General features: G+C 71.4%; 13 protein-coding genes. 6 read left to right on the forward strand and 7 right to left on the reverse strand.

Translation table 11 applies throughout. From position 1 onward, the window contains the following. The first annotated feature begins 131 nt into the window (after positions 1–131). Positions 132–2228 carry a HelD family protein gene (locus ACT2CW_RS01030; RefSeq protein WP_445515662.1) on the forward strand — a complete coding sequence of 699 codons (2097 nt, stop codon included), beginning with the start codon at positions 132–134 and terminating at the stop codon, positions 2226–2228. Between the two features lie 314 nt (positions 2229–2542). Here ACT2CW_RS01030 and ACT2CW_RS01035 read toward each other — a convergent pair whose 3' ends face one another. Further along, complete coding sequence (locus tag ACT2CW_RS01035) at positions 2543–3265, reverse strand: copper homeostasis protein CutC (protein ID WP_138915110.1); 723 nt, start codon at positions 3263–3265, stop codon at positions 2543–2545. A 56-nt stretch (positions 3266–3321) separates the two neighbouring features. Between ACT2CW_RS01035 and ACT2CW_RS01040 the strand changes: the two genes are divergently transcribed. After that, the gene (locus tag ACT2CW_RS01040; protein ID WP_445515186.1) at positions 3322–3999 is read left to right on the forward strand and encodes an HD domain-containing protein; all 678 of its coding nucleotides are present in this window, start codon (positions 3322–3324) and stop codon (positions 3997–3999) included. A 434-nt stretch (positions 4000–4433) separates the two neighbouring features. Here the strand turns inward: ACT2CW_RS01040 and ACT2CW_RS01045 are convergent, their stop codons facing one another. Both ACT2CW_RS01045 and ACT2CW_RS01050 read right to left on the reverse strand, forming a co-directional pair. Continuing rightward, positions 4434–4658 carry a DUF397 domain-containing protein gene (locus tag ACT2CW_RS01045; protein WP_414084012.1) on the reverse strand — a complete coding sequence of 75 codons (225 nt, stop codon included), beginning with the start codon at positions 4656–4658 and terminating at the stop codon, positions 4434–4436. Beyond that, positions 4655–5485, reverse strand: a complete 831-nt coding sequence (locus ACT2CW_RS01050) for a helix-turn-helix domain-containing protein (RefSeq protein WP_445515187.1) — start codon at positions 5483–5485, stop codon at positions 4655–4657. Before ACT2CW_RS01050 ends, ACT2CW_RS01045 begins: the two co-directional genes overlap by 4 nt. Positions 5486–5657: 172 nt before the next feature. On the opposite strand from ACT2CW_RS01050, the gene ACT2CW_RS01055 reads away from it, so the two are divergent. Then, entirely contained in the window at positions 5658–5975 is a 318-nt protein-coding gene (locus tag ACT2CW_RS01055; protein ID WP_445515188.1) for a hypothetical protein, read from the forward strand. Here ACT2CW_RS01055 and ACT2CW_RS01060 read toward each other — a convergent pair. Next, positions 5969–7435, reverse strand: a complete 1467-nt coding sequence (locus tag ACT2CW_RS01060) for a DUF222 domain-containing protein (protein ID WP_445515189.1) — start codon at positions 7433–7435, stop codon at positions 5969–5971. The genes ACT2CW_RS01055 and ACT2CW_RS01060 overlap by 7 nt on opposite strands. A 215-nt stretch (positions 7436–7650) precedes the next feature. Between ACT2CW_RS01060 and ACT2CW_RS01065 the strand changes: the two genes are divergently transcribed. After that, a complete protein-coding gene (locus tag ACT2CW_RS01065; protein WP_445515190.1) occupies positions 7651–8922 on the forward strand; it encodes a Cmx/CmrA family chloramphenicol efflux MFS transporter in 1272 nt (423 codons plus the stop codon). Positions 8923–9176: 254 nt separating this feature from the next. Here ACT2CW_RS01065 and ACT2CW_RS01070 read toward each other — a convergent pair whose 3' ends face one another. Then, positions 9177–9449, reverse strand: a complete 273-nt coding sequence (locus ACT2CW_RS01070) for a DUF4031 domain-containing protein (RefSeq protein WP_138915104.1) — start codon at positions 9447–9449, stop codon at positions 9177–9179. Next, positions 9449–9805, reverse strand: a complete 357-nt coding sequence (locus ACT2CW_RS01075; RefSeq protein WP_086883249.1) for a hypothetical protein — start codon at positions 9803–9805, stop codon at positions 9449–9451. The genes ACT2CW_RS01070 and ACT2CW_RS01075 overlap by 1 nt, the downstream gene beginning before the upstream one ends. Positions 9806–10028: 223 nt before the next feature. Here ACT2CW_RS01075 and ACT2CW_RS01080 point away from each other — a divergent pair, with 223 nt between their 5' ends. Beyond that, entirely contained in the window at positions 10029–10997 is a 969-nt protein-coding gene (locus ACT2CW_RS01080; RefSeq protein WP_445515191.1) for a MurR/RpiR family transcriptional regulator, read from the forward strand. A gap of 198 nt (positions 10998–11195) precedes the next feature. Then, the gene (gene murQ / locus ACT2CW_RS01085; RefSeq protein ID WP_445515192.1) at positions 11196–12137 is read left to right on the forward strand and encodes an N-acetylmuramic acid 6-phosphate etherase; all 942 of its coding nucleotides are present in this window, start codon (positions 11196–11198) and stop codon (positions 12135–12137) included. Between the two features lie 115 nt (positions 12138–12252). Here murQ and groL read toward each other — a convergent pair whose 3' ends face one another. Beyond that, positions 12253–13878, reverse strand: a complete 1626-nt coding sequence (gene groL, locus ACT2CW_RS01090; RefSeq protein ID WP_037960437.1) for a chaperonin GroEL — start codon at positions 13876–13878, stop codon at positions 12253–12255. Between the last annotated feature and the right edge of the window lie 274 nt (positions 13879–14152).

A 14152-nucleotide genomic window follows, 5' to 3' on the forward strand; every position in this document is an offset into this window, starting at 1 on the left:
CGAATGGGAGAGCCGCCGCCCGGACGGAAACCGGTCGGCATCTCGTATCGCGCGTCATGTACGTACCGCTACGTACCGCGCATCCGCTTTGTGCACTCGCCTGTGTGTACTCGCTCGCCGGAGGCTACGCCGTGCCCTCGCACGCCCCTGACCACTCAGACCCCCTCGCGCGGGAGCGCGCCCATCTGACCGCGTCCCGCGCCGCGCTGCGCGTCATGCGCGCCGACGTCGAGGCCCTCGACCTCCGGGACGTCGCCGCGAACTGGGTCAACGCCGAAGCCCTGCACCACCAGGTCAACGACCGCATCAAGGCCCTCGCCGACCTCGCCGACACCCCGCTCTTCTTCGGCCGCCTCGACTATCTGCACGCGCCGGGCGCGGAGACGGCGGAGGGCGCCGAGGGAGAACGCTTCTACATCGGCCGCCGCCATGTGCACGACGCGGACGGCGACCCCATGGTCATCGACTGGCGTGCCCCCGTCTCCCAGCCCTTCTACCAGGCGTCCAAGAAGGCGCCGATGGACATCAGGCTGCGCCGCCGCTTCGGCTATACGGGCGGCGAGCTGACGGCGTACGAGGACGAACAGCTCTCCGACCCCACCACTGAGACATTTTCCGGCTCCGCCGGGGGCTCGCAGACCAGCAAGCTGCTCCAGTCCGAGATCGAGCGCCCGCGCGTCGGCCCGATGCGCGACATCGTCGCGACGATCCAGCCGGAGCAGGACGAGATCGTCCGCCAGGGGATCGGCGGCACCATCTGCGTCCAGGGGGCGCCGGGCACCGGTAAGACGGCCGTGGGGCTGCACCGGGTGGCGTATCTGCTCTACGCCCACCGCGAGCGGCTGGCCCGCTCCGGCACCCTGGTCATCGGCCCGAACCGCTCCTTCCTCCACTACATCGAGCAGGTCCTGCCCGCCCTCGGCGAGCTCCAGGTGGCACAGGCGACCGTCGAGGACCTGGTGACCCGGCCGTCCCTGGGCGCGGTGACGCGGGGCACCGACTCCGCCGACGCGGCCCGTATCAAGGGCGACGCACGGCTGGCCGAGGTGCTGCGCCGCGCCCTGCGCTCGTACGTCACCCGCCCCACCGAGCCGTGCGTCGTGGTGCGCGGCTCACGCCGCTGGCGGGTGCCCGCGTACGAACTGGAGGAGATCGTCGAGGAGTTGCTCACCCGCGACATCCGCTACGGCGCGGCCCGCGAGGCCCTTCCGCGGCGCATCGCGCACGCCGTTCTGGTCCGGATGGAGCAGTCGGGCGAGGCGCCCGACGACCGGGTGCAGGACGCGGTGGCCCGTAACCCCGCCGTCAAAGCGGCCGTCAAGGCGATCTGGCCGCCGGTCGACCCGGCCAAGCTGGTGCTGCGGCTGCTCTCCGACGCCGACTTCCTGGCCGAGCACGCGGACGGCATCCTCGACGCCGATGAGCAGAAGACCGTCCTGTGGGCGAAGCCGGGGCGCAGTGTGAAGTCCGCGAAGTGGTCCCCGGCGGACCTAGTGCTGATCGACGAGGCCGCCGATCTCATCGAGCGCACCTCGTCCCTCGGCCATGTGGTCCTGGACGAGGCGCAGGACCTCTCCCCCATGCAGTACCGCGCGGTCGGCCGCCGATGCAGCACCGGCTCGGCGACCGTGCTCGGCGACATCGCGCAGGGCACCACCCCGTGGGCGACGGCCAGTTGGGAGGAGGCCCTGGTCCATCTCGGCAAGGAGGGAGCGAGGATCGAGGAGCTGACCCAGGGCTTCCGCGTGCCGCGCGAGGTGATCGCGTACGCCTCCCGGCTGCTGCCCGCGATCGCCCCCGGCCTGTCGGAGGCCACCTCGATCCGCGAGGCGGCGGGCGACTTCTCCGTACGGGCCGTGGACCCCGCGGAACTGGACGCGGCCGTGATCGCCGCCTGCCACGAGGCCCTGACCCACGATGGCTCGATCGGGCTGATCGCGGCCGACGCCCGCATCCCGGCCCTGGCCCAGGCCCTCGACGCGGCGGGCCTGACCCACCTCACCCCCGGCGAGGAGACCAGCACCGAGTCCCGCCTCACCCTCGTCCCGGCGACGCTGGCCAAGGGTCTGGAGTACGACTACGTGGTCCTGGACGAGCCGGCCGCCGTGGTCGACGGCGAACCCGACGAACGCACGGGGCTGCGCCGCCTGTACGTGGCCCTGACGCGTGCGGTGTCCGGGCTGACGGTGGTCCACGGCGCACCGTTGCCGGAGCGGCTGGCGACCTGACGGGGGTGCGGCGCGGTCTGGCGGGAGTGCCGCCCGGCGGGAGTGCCACCCGGCGGGGGTGCCGCCCGGCGGGGGTGCCGTCCGGCGGGGTGCCTTTGCCGGAATGGCTGGCGGCTCGGCGGGGCGGGGTCCGGCCCGGCGGGGGCGGGATGCCGTCCGGCGGGGGTGCCCGTCCGGCGGTCGGCCTCCCGGTCAGGCAACCGGAACCGGCGCGTCCAAGGTCGTGCGCGACTGGCGGCCTCACCGGGGCGGGGTCCGGCCCGGCGGGGGCGGGATGCCGTCCGGCAGGGTCCAGCCCGGCGGTCGCCCCCCGGTCAGGCAACCGGAACCGGCGCGTCCAGGATCGTGCGCCACTGGCCGACCGCGGTGGCGTCCACCGGGCCGGACCAGCCGTCGGGGCGGGCCGCGCCACCGATGTGGAAGGCGTTGATCCCGGCGGCGCGCAGGGCGGGCAGATGGTCGAGGCGCAGCCCGCCGCCCACCATGATGCGCGCTTCGTAGCCCGGGGTACCGGCCCGCTCGGCCTCAGCGAGCAGGGTGGGCAGACCGTCGTCCACGCCGCGCGCCGACCCGGCGGTGAGGTACGTGTCGAGGCCGGGGATGTCCGCGAGCCGCTTGCGCAGGCCGTCGCGATCCGCGGCGCGGTCGATGGCCCGGTGGAAGGTCCAGCGGCTCTCGTCCACGCCGCCGCCCGCGCCCACGACCTCGGTCAGCGCGGTGACGGCGGCCAGGTCGACCCCGCCGTCGTCGGCCAGGAAGCCCAGGACGAACTCGTCCGCCCCCTCCGAGTGCAGCGCGGCGGCGGCCTCGCACAGCGCGTCGAACGCGTTTCCGGTCGCGAAGCCGTCCGACGCGCGGAGCATCACCCGCACCGGCAGATCGACGGCCGAACGAACGGCGGCGAAGGTCTCACGGGATGGGGTGAGCCCGTCGGCGGCCATGTCGGTGACCAGTTCGAGGCGGTCCGCCCCTCCGGCCTGTGCGGCGATCGCGTCCGCGGGGGTCAGGGCGATCACCTCGAGCAATGGTCTAGACATGCAGGACAGCTTGCCACACCGCACAAGAGGGCAAACCGCTACCCCACAATTGGCCCATGCCCACACCCGCACCCTCACCCGCCCGCCATCCGGCCCATGACGCGCTGCTCACCCGCTGGACGGACCTCCTCACCAGCGCCCGCGACGCCACGGCCCCGTCCCCCGTTCCCTACGGCGAAGACCTCCTGACCCGCTGGGCCGAGCCCCAGCGCCGCTACCACACCACCGATCACCTGCTCGCGGTCCTGGACCGGGTGGACGAACTGCTCCCCCACGTCCAGGCTCCCGACCCCGCCGCGATCCGCCTCGCCGCCTGGTTCCACGACGCCGTCTACCTCCCCGACCGCTCCACCAACGAGGAACGCAGCGCCCGCCTCGCCGAACGCGCGCTCCCGGAAGCCGGCGTCCCGGACCCCCGCGTGGCCGAAACCGTCCGCCTCGTCCTCGTCACCGCCGACCACGACCCCGCCGAGGGCGACACCAACGGCGAGGTCCTCTGCGACGCCGACCTCGCCGTCCTGGCGGGCTCCCCCGAGGACTACGGCGCCTACGCGGCGGCGGTCCGCGAGGAGTACGGATTCGTCCCCGACGACGCCTTCCGCGAGGGCCGCGCCAATGTCCTCCGCCATCTGCTGGGCCTGCCCCGCCTCTTCCGCACGCCCATCGGCCACGACCGCTGGGAGGCCGCCGCCCGCCACAACATGGCCACTGAGCTGGAGCTGCTCGGTTCGTAACATGTGCCGTTCGTGGCTCTAAAGTTGACGGACTATCCGCGCACGCCAGGGGGCAGCTTGGACGACAACGCAGTACACCTCGATGCCTAGACCCTCCCCTTCTGGGCCGAGGTGACCGAGGATTCGACCGCCAAGGACGCCCGGAGCACCAGCTCAAGGTCACGATCGCGGGACCTGGCAGCCTGTTCCGCATAGAGGACCTGGGGCCCGGGCAGGCCGCCGGGACGGCGATACGGCTGCGCCTCACGGAGCGTAGCGGACTGGCGCCCCATGGCTGATGAACGGGCATCCCGTGCCCGTCAGTAAGACCGGGGCCCTGTATGACACCGGTCTCGGCGACCCGGTGTCGGCAGTCGCACGAAGCGAAGCGGCAACCACCACGCATCGGCCTCGGGCACTAGGCGGAGGACTGGTTCGGGTGAGGGCGCGGGGGATCAGGCTGCGCGGAACCCACCACGTATGAGGGTCGATATGAACGACGACCAGCCCGTTGCCGAGACAATCAGGGTCGGTCCGTCGGGGTTCTTGGAGTCGCGGACCGGGATGGCGCCGTGAGTCTGGGCGAAGGTGCGGGAGAACTCGACGCATTGGCCGCCGTTGGCGTCGCTGTAGGAGGACCTGATCCACTCGGCAGCGGTGAGATCCAAGTCGGCACTCATGCGCGGTACTCCTTCGCCAGCGTCTTGATCAGGGCCAGTGATCGATCCGGGGACAGCGCATGCGCCCTGAGCAGATCATAGTCGTCCAGGGCTGAGGCGACCGTCCGGGGAGAGTCGTGCATCCTCCCTCCTACCCGCGTCTCGGTGTACAGCACCGTGGGCGAGTCCGGGAAGCGCAGCAACGTGAAGGGCTTCGTTGAAGCGGCTGGAGCACCTGCTGAGAACGGCAGGACTTGAAGCGTGATGTGGGGCGACGCGGCAGCCATCAGCAGGTACTCCAGTTGCCCGCCCATAACGTCGGTACCGCCTACCACCGTTCGCAGGCATGCCTCGTTCAGGATGACCCACAGGAGCGGCGGGGTTTCCAGCTCGAACACCTCGCGTCGACTCAGACGTGCTGCGACCTTGCCCTCGATCACCTCGGCCTCTTCCTGCGAGAAGTACGCGCGGAAGATGGCCCCTGCGTAGTCCTTCGTCTGAAGGATGCCGAGCACGAGGTTCGCCGAGTAGTCCAGTACCCGCGACGCCTTCCGCTCCAGGTTGAGGTACGGGGTGAACCACGAAGGATGGTCGCCCTCATCGATCCGCCGAAGCATCCCCGCGAACAACTCTCCCGTGCCGAACGCGATATCGCAGCCCTTCGCGAACTTGTCGCTGGGTCTGGGCAGGAGCTTCCCAGCCTCCACCCTGCTGACGTACGCCTCGGAGTATCCGGCGGCCTGACCCAGGCGCTTTTGGGTGAGCTTGCGCGCGAGACGCACCTGCTTGACATCACGGCCGAAGCGCTGGAGCGGGTTCAAGTGAGCGGGCGGGGTTGTCTCGTCCAATGCTGTGACCTCTCGCTATGTGATCAGGGTCAGCATCGCGGCAGGTCACGGACTTGCACGCTGTCGTTCAAGGCGTCTCATTCTATTGGCATCCGCGTTATCCGCGTGACCAACTGACTACGCGCGGTGCCCATCTTGGCGTCGCCGGAAACAGCTGAGTGGAGCTGATGACATGAACGGTCTGCGCCTCCTGCCATGGTCCAGTCCGGAGGGAAAGCCCTGCTATCTGGCGACGGACGACAGCAACAGCCGGTTGAGCCGGAAGGCAGACAAGGTCGAGGATCTCCAACTCGCCATGGGCGCCCAACTCCTAGCCCATGCCCGGGCCATGCTCGACGAGGGCAAGGCGAGCGGCGGCGAACTCCGTTTTCTGGCCCGACGGCTGGTTGAGGCGTTGACAGACGCATTGCGCGTCGCCGAGAGCAGGGGTGGACGGCTCCTTGTCCGTGGCGAGCAGGGCGCCGACGAGCGGAATCGAGACGATCAGTGACGGTAGTCATGGGGCCGGTTGGTGTACCTGTGGCCGGTGGGGGCGGTCCAGGTGGTGGTGCCGGTTCGGGAGTCTCGCTTCACCGCCCAGCCGGGGTGGTGGGTCTTCATCCGGTGGTGGCGTCTGCACAGAGCCCCGAGGTTCTCCGGGACCGTCTGGCCGCCCGCCGCCCGGTCGTGGTGGTTGAACGGTTCGACATGGTCCAGGTCGCAACGGTGGGCGGGCATGCGGCAGGTCGGGAAGGTGCAGTAAGCGTCGCGGGCGATGACATGCCGCTCGGTTTCGGCGGTGGGTTTGTAGGTGGTGGGGTCGGTCTTGATCAGCATCCCGGTCTTCGGCTCGATGATCAGGCGGTGCCAGACCGTGCCCTTGGCGAAGGCGATCCTTCGGGCCTGCCCTGCGGTAATCGGGCCGTAGCCCTTGAGCTGGGCCGGATCGTCGCTGTCGCCGATCAGGACGTCCAAGGGGACAGTGACCTGGACGACTGCCGCCGAGCGGCCACCTGCGGTCGGCCCACTTGTGATCGGGCCACTCGTGATCGGGCCACTCGTGATCGACCCGCCCGGGCCCGACCTGTCCGGGGCCAGCCCGCTCGAGGCCGGCTCGCCCGGGGCCGATTCGCCTGAAGCCCGCACACCTGAAGTCGCCACACCCGGGTCAGTGCGGTTGAGCACCAGGTCGACCAGGGCGTCCACCCGCTTCTGCTCCAGGGTGCGGCCCTCGTCGGGCAGGGTGGCGGCGTGGGCGTCCACGGCGGCGTTCATGGCCGCGGCCTGCTCGGCCGGGAGGGTGGCGCCCCAGAGCGCCATGCCGTCGTCCTTCGGGTAGTGGACCATCTGCCGCTCGCGCTTACGGGCCTGGTGGCGCTGTTCGGCGCCGTGCGGATCGGCTCGTAGGATCTCGCGGGCCAGAGCGCGGCGGGTCTGGCCGGTGGCCATGCCTGGCATCTTCTCCACCAAGGCGGCCTCGACCTGTCCCGCCACCTCGGGGTCCAGGACCGCGCACGCCTCGGTAACGGCTACTGCCTGCATGTAGCAGATCTCTCCGCTCTCCAGCATCCCCAGCGTGGTGGGGTAGTGCCGGTCGAGCTCGCGGGCGACCTCCAGGCGCTTTGCGGCCGTCGTGCCGGACAGCTTCAGCGCACAGGCCACTTCCTCGCAGGTGAAGTTCCAGACGGCCTCCGCGTCGCGCTCCCGTACGGTCGCCGGAAGCTCCGCCTCGGCTTCCGCTTCCAACGCGGCCAGGATCCGGGCCTGGTGTGCCTGGATCCAGCCCGTATGACGCTCCAGGGCTTTCAGTGCGTCGATCCGGCCAGTGCGGGACAGCTTGTCCGCGTTCAGGACCGGCAGTACGGCCGCGGTCTCCGGTCCCGGAGCCGCTGTGGCCAGATAGGCGGCCCATTCGTCCGGTGTGCCGGGGCCGTTCAGTTCGCTGGTCGTCTCCTCCGTCACGTCGATCACCCCCCGTGATCTCCTCAACCCGCCTCCCCCAGCGGGTTCACATCTCCATCCTTCCTCACGCAGCGTGACGACACTAGATCACAACCGCCAGTCCACACCATCGAGTGAACGTTCGAGAAACACACATCCCGAGGTTCCGCGCAGGAATGCCGACGTCATTCCATGGCGTTGAGCCTGGCATGCCCTCCTCCCCAGCGGATTCCGCTCGCTCCCGCATGCCCCTGGCGGTCTACGTCCTCGGGCTGTCCGTGTTCGCCCTCGGCACCTCCGAGTTCATGCTGTCCGGGCTGCTGCAACCCGTCGCGCGGGACATGGGGGTGTCGATCCCCACGGCCGGGCTGCTGATATCGGCCTTTGCGATCGGGATGGTGGTCGGGGCGCCGGTGCTGGCGGCGGCCACGTTGCGGTTGCCGCGGCGGACGACGCTGATGGCGCTGCTGGCGGTGTTCGGGCTCGGGCAGATCGCGGGGGCGGTGGCGCCGTCGTACGGGGTGCTGTTCGCGTCCCGGGTGGTGAGCGCGCTGGCGTGCGCCGGGTTCTGGGCCGTGGGCGCCGCGGTGGCGGTGTCGTTGGTGCCGGTGAACGCGCGGGCCAAGGCGATGGCGGTGATGGTCGGTGGGCTGAGCATCGCGAACATCGCCGGGGTCCCGGCCGGGGCGTTCCTCGGGCAGCACGCGGGGTGGCGGGCCGCCTTCTGGGCGGTGGCCGGGCTGTCGGTGCTCGGGCTGGCCGGGGTCGTCGCGCTCGTACCGCGTACGGAGGTGCCGACCGGGGACGACCAGCCGCGGCTGCGCGCCGAGTTGCGCATCTACCGCGACCGGCAGGTGTGGCTGGCGCTGGCCGCCACCGCGCTGAGCGGTGGCGCGGTCTTCTGCCTGTTCTCCTACCTCGGGCCGCTGCTGACGGACGTGGCGGGGCTGGACGAGGGCTGGGTGCCGACCGTGCTGGCGCTGTTCGGGGTCGGGGCGCTGCTGGGTACGGTGATCGGCGGGCGGATCGCGGACGCGCATCTGTTCGGCACGATGTTCTGGGGCATCGTCGCCTCGACGGTCGTGCTGAGCGCGCTGGCGCTGACCGCGCACAGCGCGGTCACGGCGGTGACCTTGGCGCTGATGCTCGGCTTCACCGCCTTCTTCACCGCGCCCGCGCTCAACGCCCGGATGTTCAACCTCGCGGGCGCCGCGCCCACGCTCGCGGGCGCGACGAACACCTCGGCCTTCAACATCGGCAACACCGTGGGCCCGTGGCTCGGCGGCCTCGTCATCGACGCGGGCTGGGGCTACCCTGCCGTGGCCTGGACGGGCGCGGCCCTCGCCGGTACGGGCGCGGCGACGACGGTCGCCGCGATGCGGGTGCACCGGGCGGAGGGCCCGTCCCGCGTCATCGCCATGTCGGCCACGTCGGCCACGTCGGCCACGTCGGCCTCCTCGGCGGGTATCGAAGCGGCCCACGACCTGGCCACTGACCCGTCGCGCACCACGCGCTGAGGAGCCCCCCGCCTCGCTGCGCGGGCGCGGCAACACCGCCCGCACCCGCCCGCATACGCCCGCATACGCTCGTGGGCACGAACGGCGGCGCGGCACCACGCGCGGATCTGCGCGCGGCGAGGGCGCGGACCTGCGCACGGACCTGCGCACGGCGAGGGCGCGGCGGTCGCGCCGTGCGGCAGGGCGGCGTGCGGCAGGGCGGCAGGCGGCAGGCGGCCGGTCGGCAAGGAGGCCGTTAGGCCCGCTCGTTCCGGTCAGTCCGCGCCTGCGGCCCGCTTGGGGCGGCGGAGGCCTGCGGCCTTGAGGCGGCGGAGGAGTTCCTTGCTGCCGACCTCCTCCGCGCCCGCCCGTACCGCCTTCGCGTACAACTCGCTCGGCACGTCGTAGTGGTCGCGGTCGAAGCCTCGGCGCGGGGCGCCGATGCGGGCGGCGAAGGCGTGGAGTTCGGCGTAGGAGACATCGCTGACGAGGTGGGACCACAGGCGGCCGTGGCCCGGCCACGCGGGCGGGTCGATCAGGACGGCCATCAGAGGGTGGTGCCCAGTGATCCCACGGGCGCCACCGCGACCGCCGTCTTGCCGCAGACCCAGTGCGGGTCGGGGCCCAACTCGGGCTCCACGTCGAGGGCGTGGAGGTCGCCGCCCGTGGTGCAGACGGGGCACAGCGGCCAGCGGCCGTACCGTTCCAGCAGGGCGTCCTGGACGTCCTGGGCGACCAGACCGGCCACGTACGCGGCGCCCTCCGGCCATTGCTCGACCCACCACCGCCGGTGCGCGATCGCGTCTTCGACCAGCGAGACGATGTCGGCACGGGCGACCTCCCCCGCCGCGAGGTCGGCCAGGACGAGAGCGCGGGCCGCGTGCAGTGCCTGTTCGAGCTTCATGGGTCCCATTGTCACCTTTGCTTCCTCCTGTCGCCTGTTCGCTTCGTCCGCGGGCCCGGTCCGTCTCGGCTCGGTCCGTCCCGGCCCGCGACCGTTCGATTCCTCCGCCTCCCGGCTGCCCCGTCCGTCCCATCCGTCCCGGCTGCCCCGCGCCCGCTCGCCGACCCGCCGCGTCGTCGTCCGGAAGGTTGACGGGCACCCTGGCCGGAAATACTTTTCGCTGGTGAGTAGCGATCTGAAGGAAACTTTCATGCCTCCTCCGCAGCCCGACGCCACACCACCCACACCAGCACCCACACCCCTCGCCCCACCCGCCCCTGCCGCCCTCGCCGCCAAGGTCCGCACGTTAGCCCCCTCCATGACCCGGTCCATGCACCGCGTCGCCGAAGCCGTGGCGGGCGATCCGGCCGGTTGCGCGGCGCTCACCGTCACCGGGCTCGCCGAGCGGACCGGTACCAGTGAGGCCACGGTCGTCCGCACCTCCCGGCTGCTCGGCTACCCCGGATACCGGGATCTGCGCCTCGCGCTCGCCGCGCTCGCCGCCCAGCAGGCCGCCGGCCGGGCCCCGGCCGTCACCGCGGACATCGCGGTGGACAATCCGATCGGCGACGTGGTCACCAAGCTGGCGCGGGAGGAGCAGCAGTGCCTCGCCGACACCGCCGCCGGGCTGGACACCAGCCAGGTCGAGGCGGCCGTCTCGGCGCTGGCCGTCGCCCGCCGGATCGATGTGTACGGGGTCGGGGCGTCCAGCCTCGTCGGCCAGGACCTGGTCCAGAAGCTGCTGCGCATCGGGCTGATAGCCCACGCCCACGCCGATCCGCACCTCGCGGTCACCAACGCGGTCCAGCTGCACTCCGGCGACGTCGCCATCGCGATCACCCACTCCGGGCGTACGACGGACGTCATCGAGCCGCTGCGGGTGGCCTTCGAGCACGGGGCGACCACCGTCGCGATCACCGGACGGCCGAACGGCGAGGTCGCGCAGTACGCAGACCTGGTGCTCACCACCTCCACCGCCCGCGAGAGCGAGCTGCGCCCGGCGGCCATGTCCAGCCGGACCAGCCAGCTGCTGGTGGTGGACTGCCTGTTCATAGGGGTCGCCCAGCGGACGTACGAATCGGCCGCGCCCGCGCTCTCCGCGTCGTACGAGGCGCTCGCGCACCGCCACGATCCGCGTCCCGGGCCCCGCTGAGCCCGGCCGGTCCCACACCGCCCGACGGACCCGCCGCCCGACGGACCCGCCCACCGGTCCCGCCCGACGGACCCTCCGCCCGGCCCCGCCCTCGCGCTCCCACCCCCGATACCAGTCACTGTTTCGCCCGGTGACCGCCCTTCCAAGTCACCGTCACCCCCACCCTCACGCTGACGTACCGGAAAGAGCCGCTTCGCCATGACTACCGCCGACTCCGCACGGCTCCGCGCCCAGCTCGACACCCTGACCACCGAGGCGTTCCGCCCCGAACTCGCCGAGATCGACCGGCTCGAAACCCTCGAGATCGCCCGGATCATGAACGCGGAGGACGCCGCCGTCCCCACCGCCGTCGCCGGTCAGCTCCCCCGTATCGCCGCCGCCATCGACGCCATCGCCGCGCGGATGTCCCGTGGCGGCCGCCTCCTCTATACGGGCGCGGGCACCGCAGGACGGCTCGGGGTGCTCGACGCGAGCGAGTGCCCGCCCACCTTCAACACCCGGCCCGAGCAGGTCGTCGGGGTGATCGCGGGCGGCCCGGACGCCATGGTGACCTCGGTCGAGGGCGCGGAGGACAGCGCGGAGCTGGCCGCCCGGGACCTCGACCGGCTCGGGATCGGGCCCGACGACACCGTGATCGGCGTCTCGGCCTCCGGCCGCACCCCGTACGCCGTGGGCGCGGTCGAACACGCCCGGCGGCGCGGCGCGCTCACCGTGGGGCTGTCCTGCAACGCCGGTTCGGCGCTCGCCGCCGCGGCCGACCACGGCATCGAGGTCATCGTGGGGCCGGAGCTGCTCACCGGCTCGACCCGACTGAAGGCGGGCACGGCCCAGAAGCTGGTGCTCAACATGATCTCGACCATCACCATGATCCGGCTGGGCAAGACCTTCGGGAATCTGATGGTCGATGTGCGCGCGTCCAACGACAAGCTGCGCGCCCGTTCGCGGAGGATCGTCTTCCTGGCGACCGGCGCCTCCGACGAGCGGATCGAGAGCGCGCTGGCGGCCACGGACGGCGAGGTGAAGAACGCGATCCTGACCATCCTGGGCGAGGTGGACGCCCCGACCGCCGAGAAGCTCCTCGCCGAGGCGCACGGCCATCTGCGCGCCGCCCTGGAGGCCACCGAGGCCGCCACGGGGTGAGCCCCTCATCTGGGCACGGGGCCCGGATACGCCGTCGGGGCGGCACCCCTGGGAGAGGGTGCCGCCCCGACGTTCGGACGGTACGACCGACCGGCGAGCGAACGCGCCAAGTCGATCAGAAGTCCATGTCACCGCCCGGCATGCCGCCCGGAGCGCCCGCCGGGGCCGCCTTCTCCGGCTTGTCGGCGATGACGGCCTCGGTGGTGAGGAACAGCGCGGCGATCGACGCGGCGTTCTGGAGCGCGGAGCGCGTGACCTTGGCCGGGTCGATGATGCCCTCGGCGATCAGGTCCACGTACTCACCGGTCGCGGCGTTGAGGCCGTGACCCGGGGTCAGGTTGCGCACCTTCTCGACCACGACGCCGCCCTCGAGACCGGCGTTGACCGCGATCTGCTTCAGCGGGGCCTCCAGGGCCAGGCGCACGGCCTGGGCACCGGTGGCCTCGTCGCCCTCGAGCTCCAGCTTCTCGAAGACCGAGACGGTCTGGAGCAGGGCCACGCCACCACCGGCGACGATGCCCTCCTCGACGGCGGCCTTGGCGTTGCGCACCGCGTCCTCGATGCGGTGCTTGCGCTCCTTGAGCTCGACCTCGGTGGCGGCACCGGCCTTGATGACGGCCACGCCGCCGGCCAGCTTCGCCAGGCGCTCCTGGAGCTTCTCGCGGTCGTAGTCCGAGTCCGAGTTCTCGATCTCGGCACGGATCTGGTTGACGCGGCCCTGCACCTGCTCGGTGTCGCCGGCGCCGTCCACGATCGTGGTCTCGTCCTTGGTGACCGTGACCTTGCGGGCCCGGCCGAGCAGGTCGAGACCGGCGTTCTCCAGCTTGAGGCCGACCTCCTCGGAGATGACGGTGCCACCGGTAAGGATGGCGATGTCACCGAGCATGGCCTTACGGCGGTCACCGAAGCCCGGGGCCTTGACGGCGACGGACTTGAAGGTGCCACGGATCTTGTTGACGACCAGGGTGGCCAGGGCCTCGCCCTCGACGTCCTCGGCGATGATCAGCAGCGGCTTGCCCGACTGCATGACCTTCTCGAGCAGCGGGAGGAGGTCCTTCACGCTGCTGATCTTGGAGTTGACGATCAGGATGTACGGGTCGTCGAGCGACGCCTCCATACGCTCCATGTCCGTCGCGAAGTACGGGGAGATGTAGCCCTTGTCGAAGCGCATGCCCTCGGTGAGCTCGAGCTCGAGCCCGAAGGTCTGCGACTCCTCGACGGTGATGACACCTTCCTTGCCGACCTTGTCCATCGCCTCGGCGATGAGCTCACCGATCTGGGTGTCGGCGGCGGAGATGGAGGCGGTGGAGGCGATCTGCTCCTTGGTCTCCACGTCCTTGGCCTGCTCGAGGAGCTGGGCGGAGACGGCCTCGACGGCCTTCTCGATACCGCGCTTGAGCGCCATCGGGTTGGCACCCGCGGCGACGTTGCGCAGGCCCTCCTTGACCAGCGCCTGGGCGAGGACGGTCGCGGTCGTCGTGCCGTCACCGGCGACGTCGTCCGTCTTCTTCGCGACCTCCTTGACCAGCTCGGCGCCGATCTTCTCGTACGCGTCCTCGAGCTCGATCTCCTTGGCGATGGACACACCATCGTTGGTGATCGTGGGGGCGCCCCACTTCTTCTCGAGGACGACGTTGCGGCCCTTGGGGCCGAGGGTGACCTTGACGGCGTCGGCGAGCTGGTTCATCCCGCGCTCGAGGCCGCGCCGCGCCTCCTCGTCGAACGCGATGATCTTGGCCATGTGAAGTGGTCCTCCCAGAGACGGGGTGGATTGCTCCGGACCGCGCTGGCGCCCGCGACGGACGACCTGCCTGCCCCGCGGTTCCTTGCCCCGCATGGCCTGGCGGGCCTCACCGACCCGGTCCTTCTGTCACTCTCAACGTCAGAGTGCTAACGCCAATGATTAGCACTCGGGCCCATCGAGTGCAAGCGCCCGAAGGGCGTCCTTGAGGGGCGGTGGTCGGGCGACGGGTGGGCGCAAGCGCCCGAAGGGCGTACAGACCCCAGCGACCCGG

This window comes from Streptomyces sp. NEAU-174 (assembly GCF_052665095.1).

Bases quoted from the DNA above. Each gene is read 5' to 3' on its own strand.
- ACT2CW_RS01045 (WP_414084012.1), bottom strand. From the start codon at position 4,658: ATGAGTGCCGACTTGGATCTCACCGCTGCCGAGTGGATCAGGTCCTCC.
- ACT2CW_RS01075 (WP_086883249.1), bottom strand. From the start codon at position 9,805: ATGAAGCTCGAACAGGCACTGCACGCGGCCCGCGCTCTCGTCCTGGCC.
- ACT2CW_RS01065 (WP_445515190.1), top strand. From the start codon at position 7,651: ATGCCCCTGGCGGTCTACGTCCTCGGGCTGTCCGTGTTCGCCCTCGGC.
- groL (WP_037960437.1), bottom strand. From the start codon at position 13,878: ATGGCCAAGATCATCGCGTTCGACGAGGAGGCGCGGCGCGGCCTCGAG.
- ACT2CW_RS01055 (WP_445515188.1), top strand. From the start codon at position 5,658: ATGAACGGTCTGCGCCTCCTGCCATGGTCCAGTCCGGAGGGAAAGCCC.
- murQ (WP_445515192.1), top strand. From the start codon at position 11,196: ATGACTACCGCCGACTCCGCACGGCTCCGCGCCCAGCTCGACACCCTG.
- ACT2CW_RS01035 (WP_138915110.1), bottom strand. From the start codon at position 3,265: ATGTCTAGACCATTGCTCGAGGTGATCGCCCTGACCCCCGCGGACGCG.
- ACT2CW_RS01040 (WP_445515186.1), top strand. From the start codon at position 3,322: ATGCCCACACCCGCACCCTCACCCGCCCGCCATCCGGCCCATGACGCG.
- ACT2CW_RS01070 (WP_138915104.1), bottom strand. From the start codon at position 9,449: ATGGCCGTCCTGATCGACCCGCCCGCGTGGCCGGGCCACGGCCGCCTG.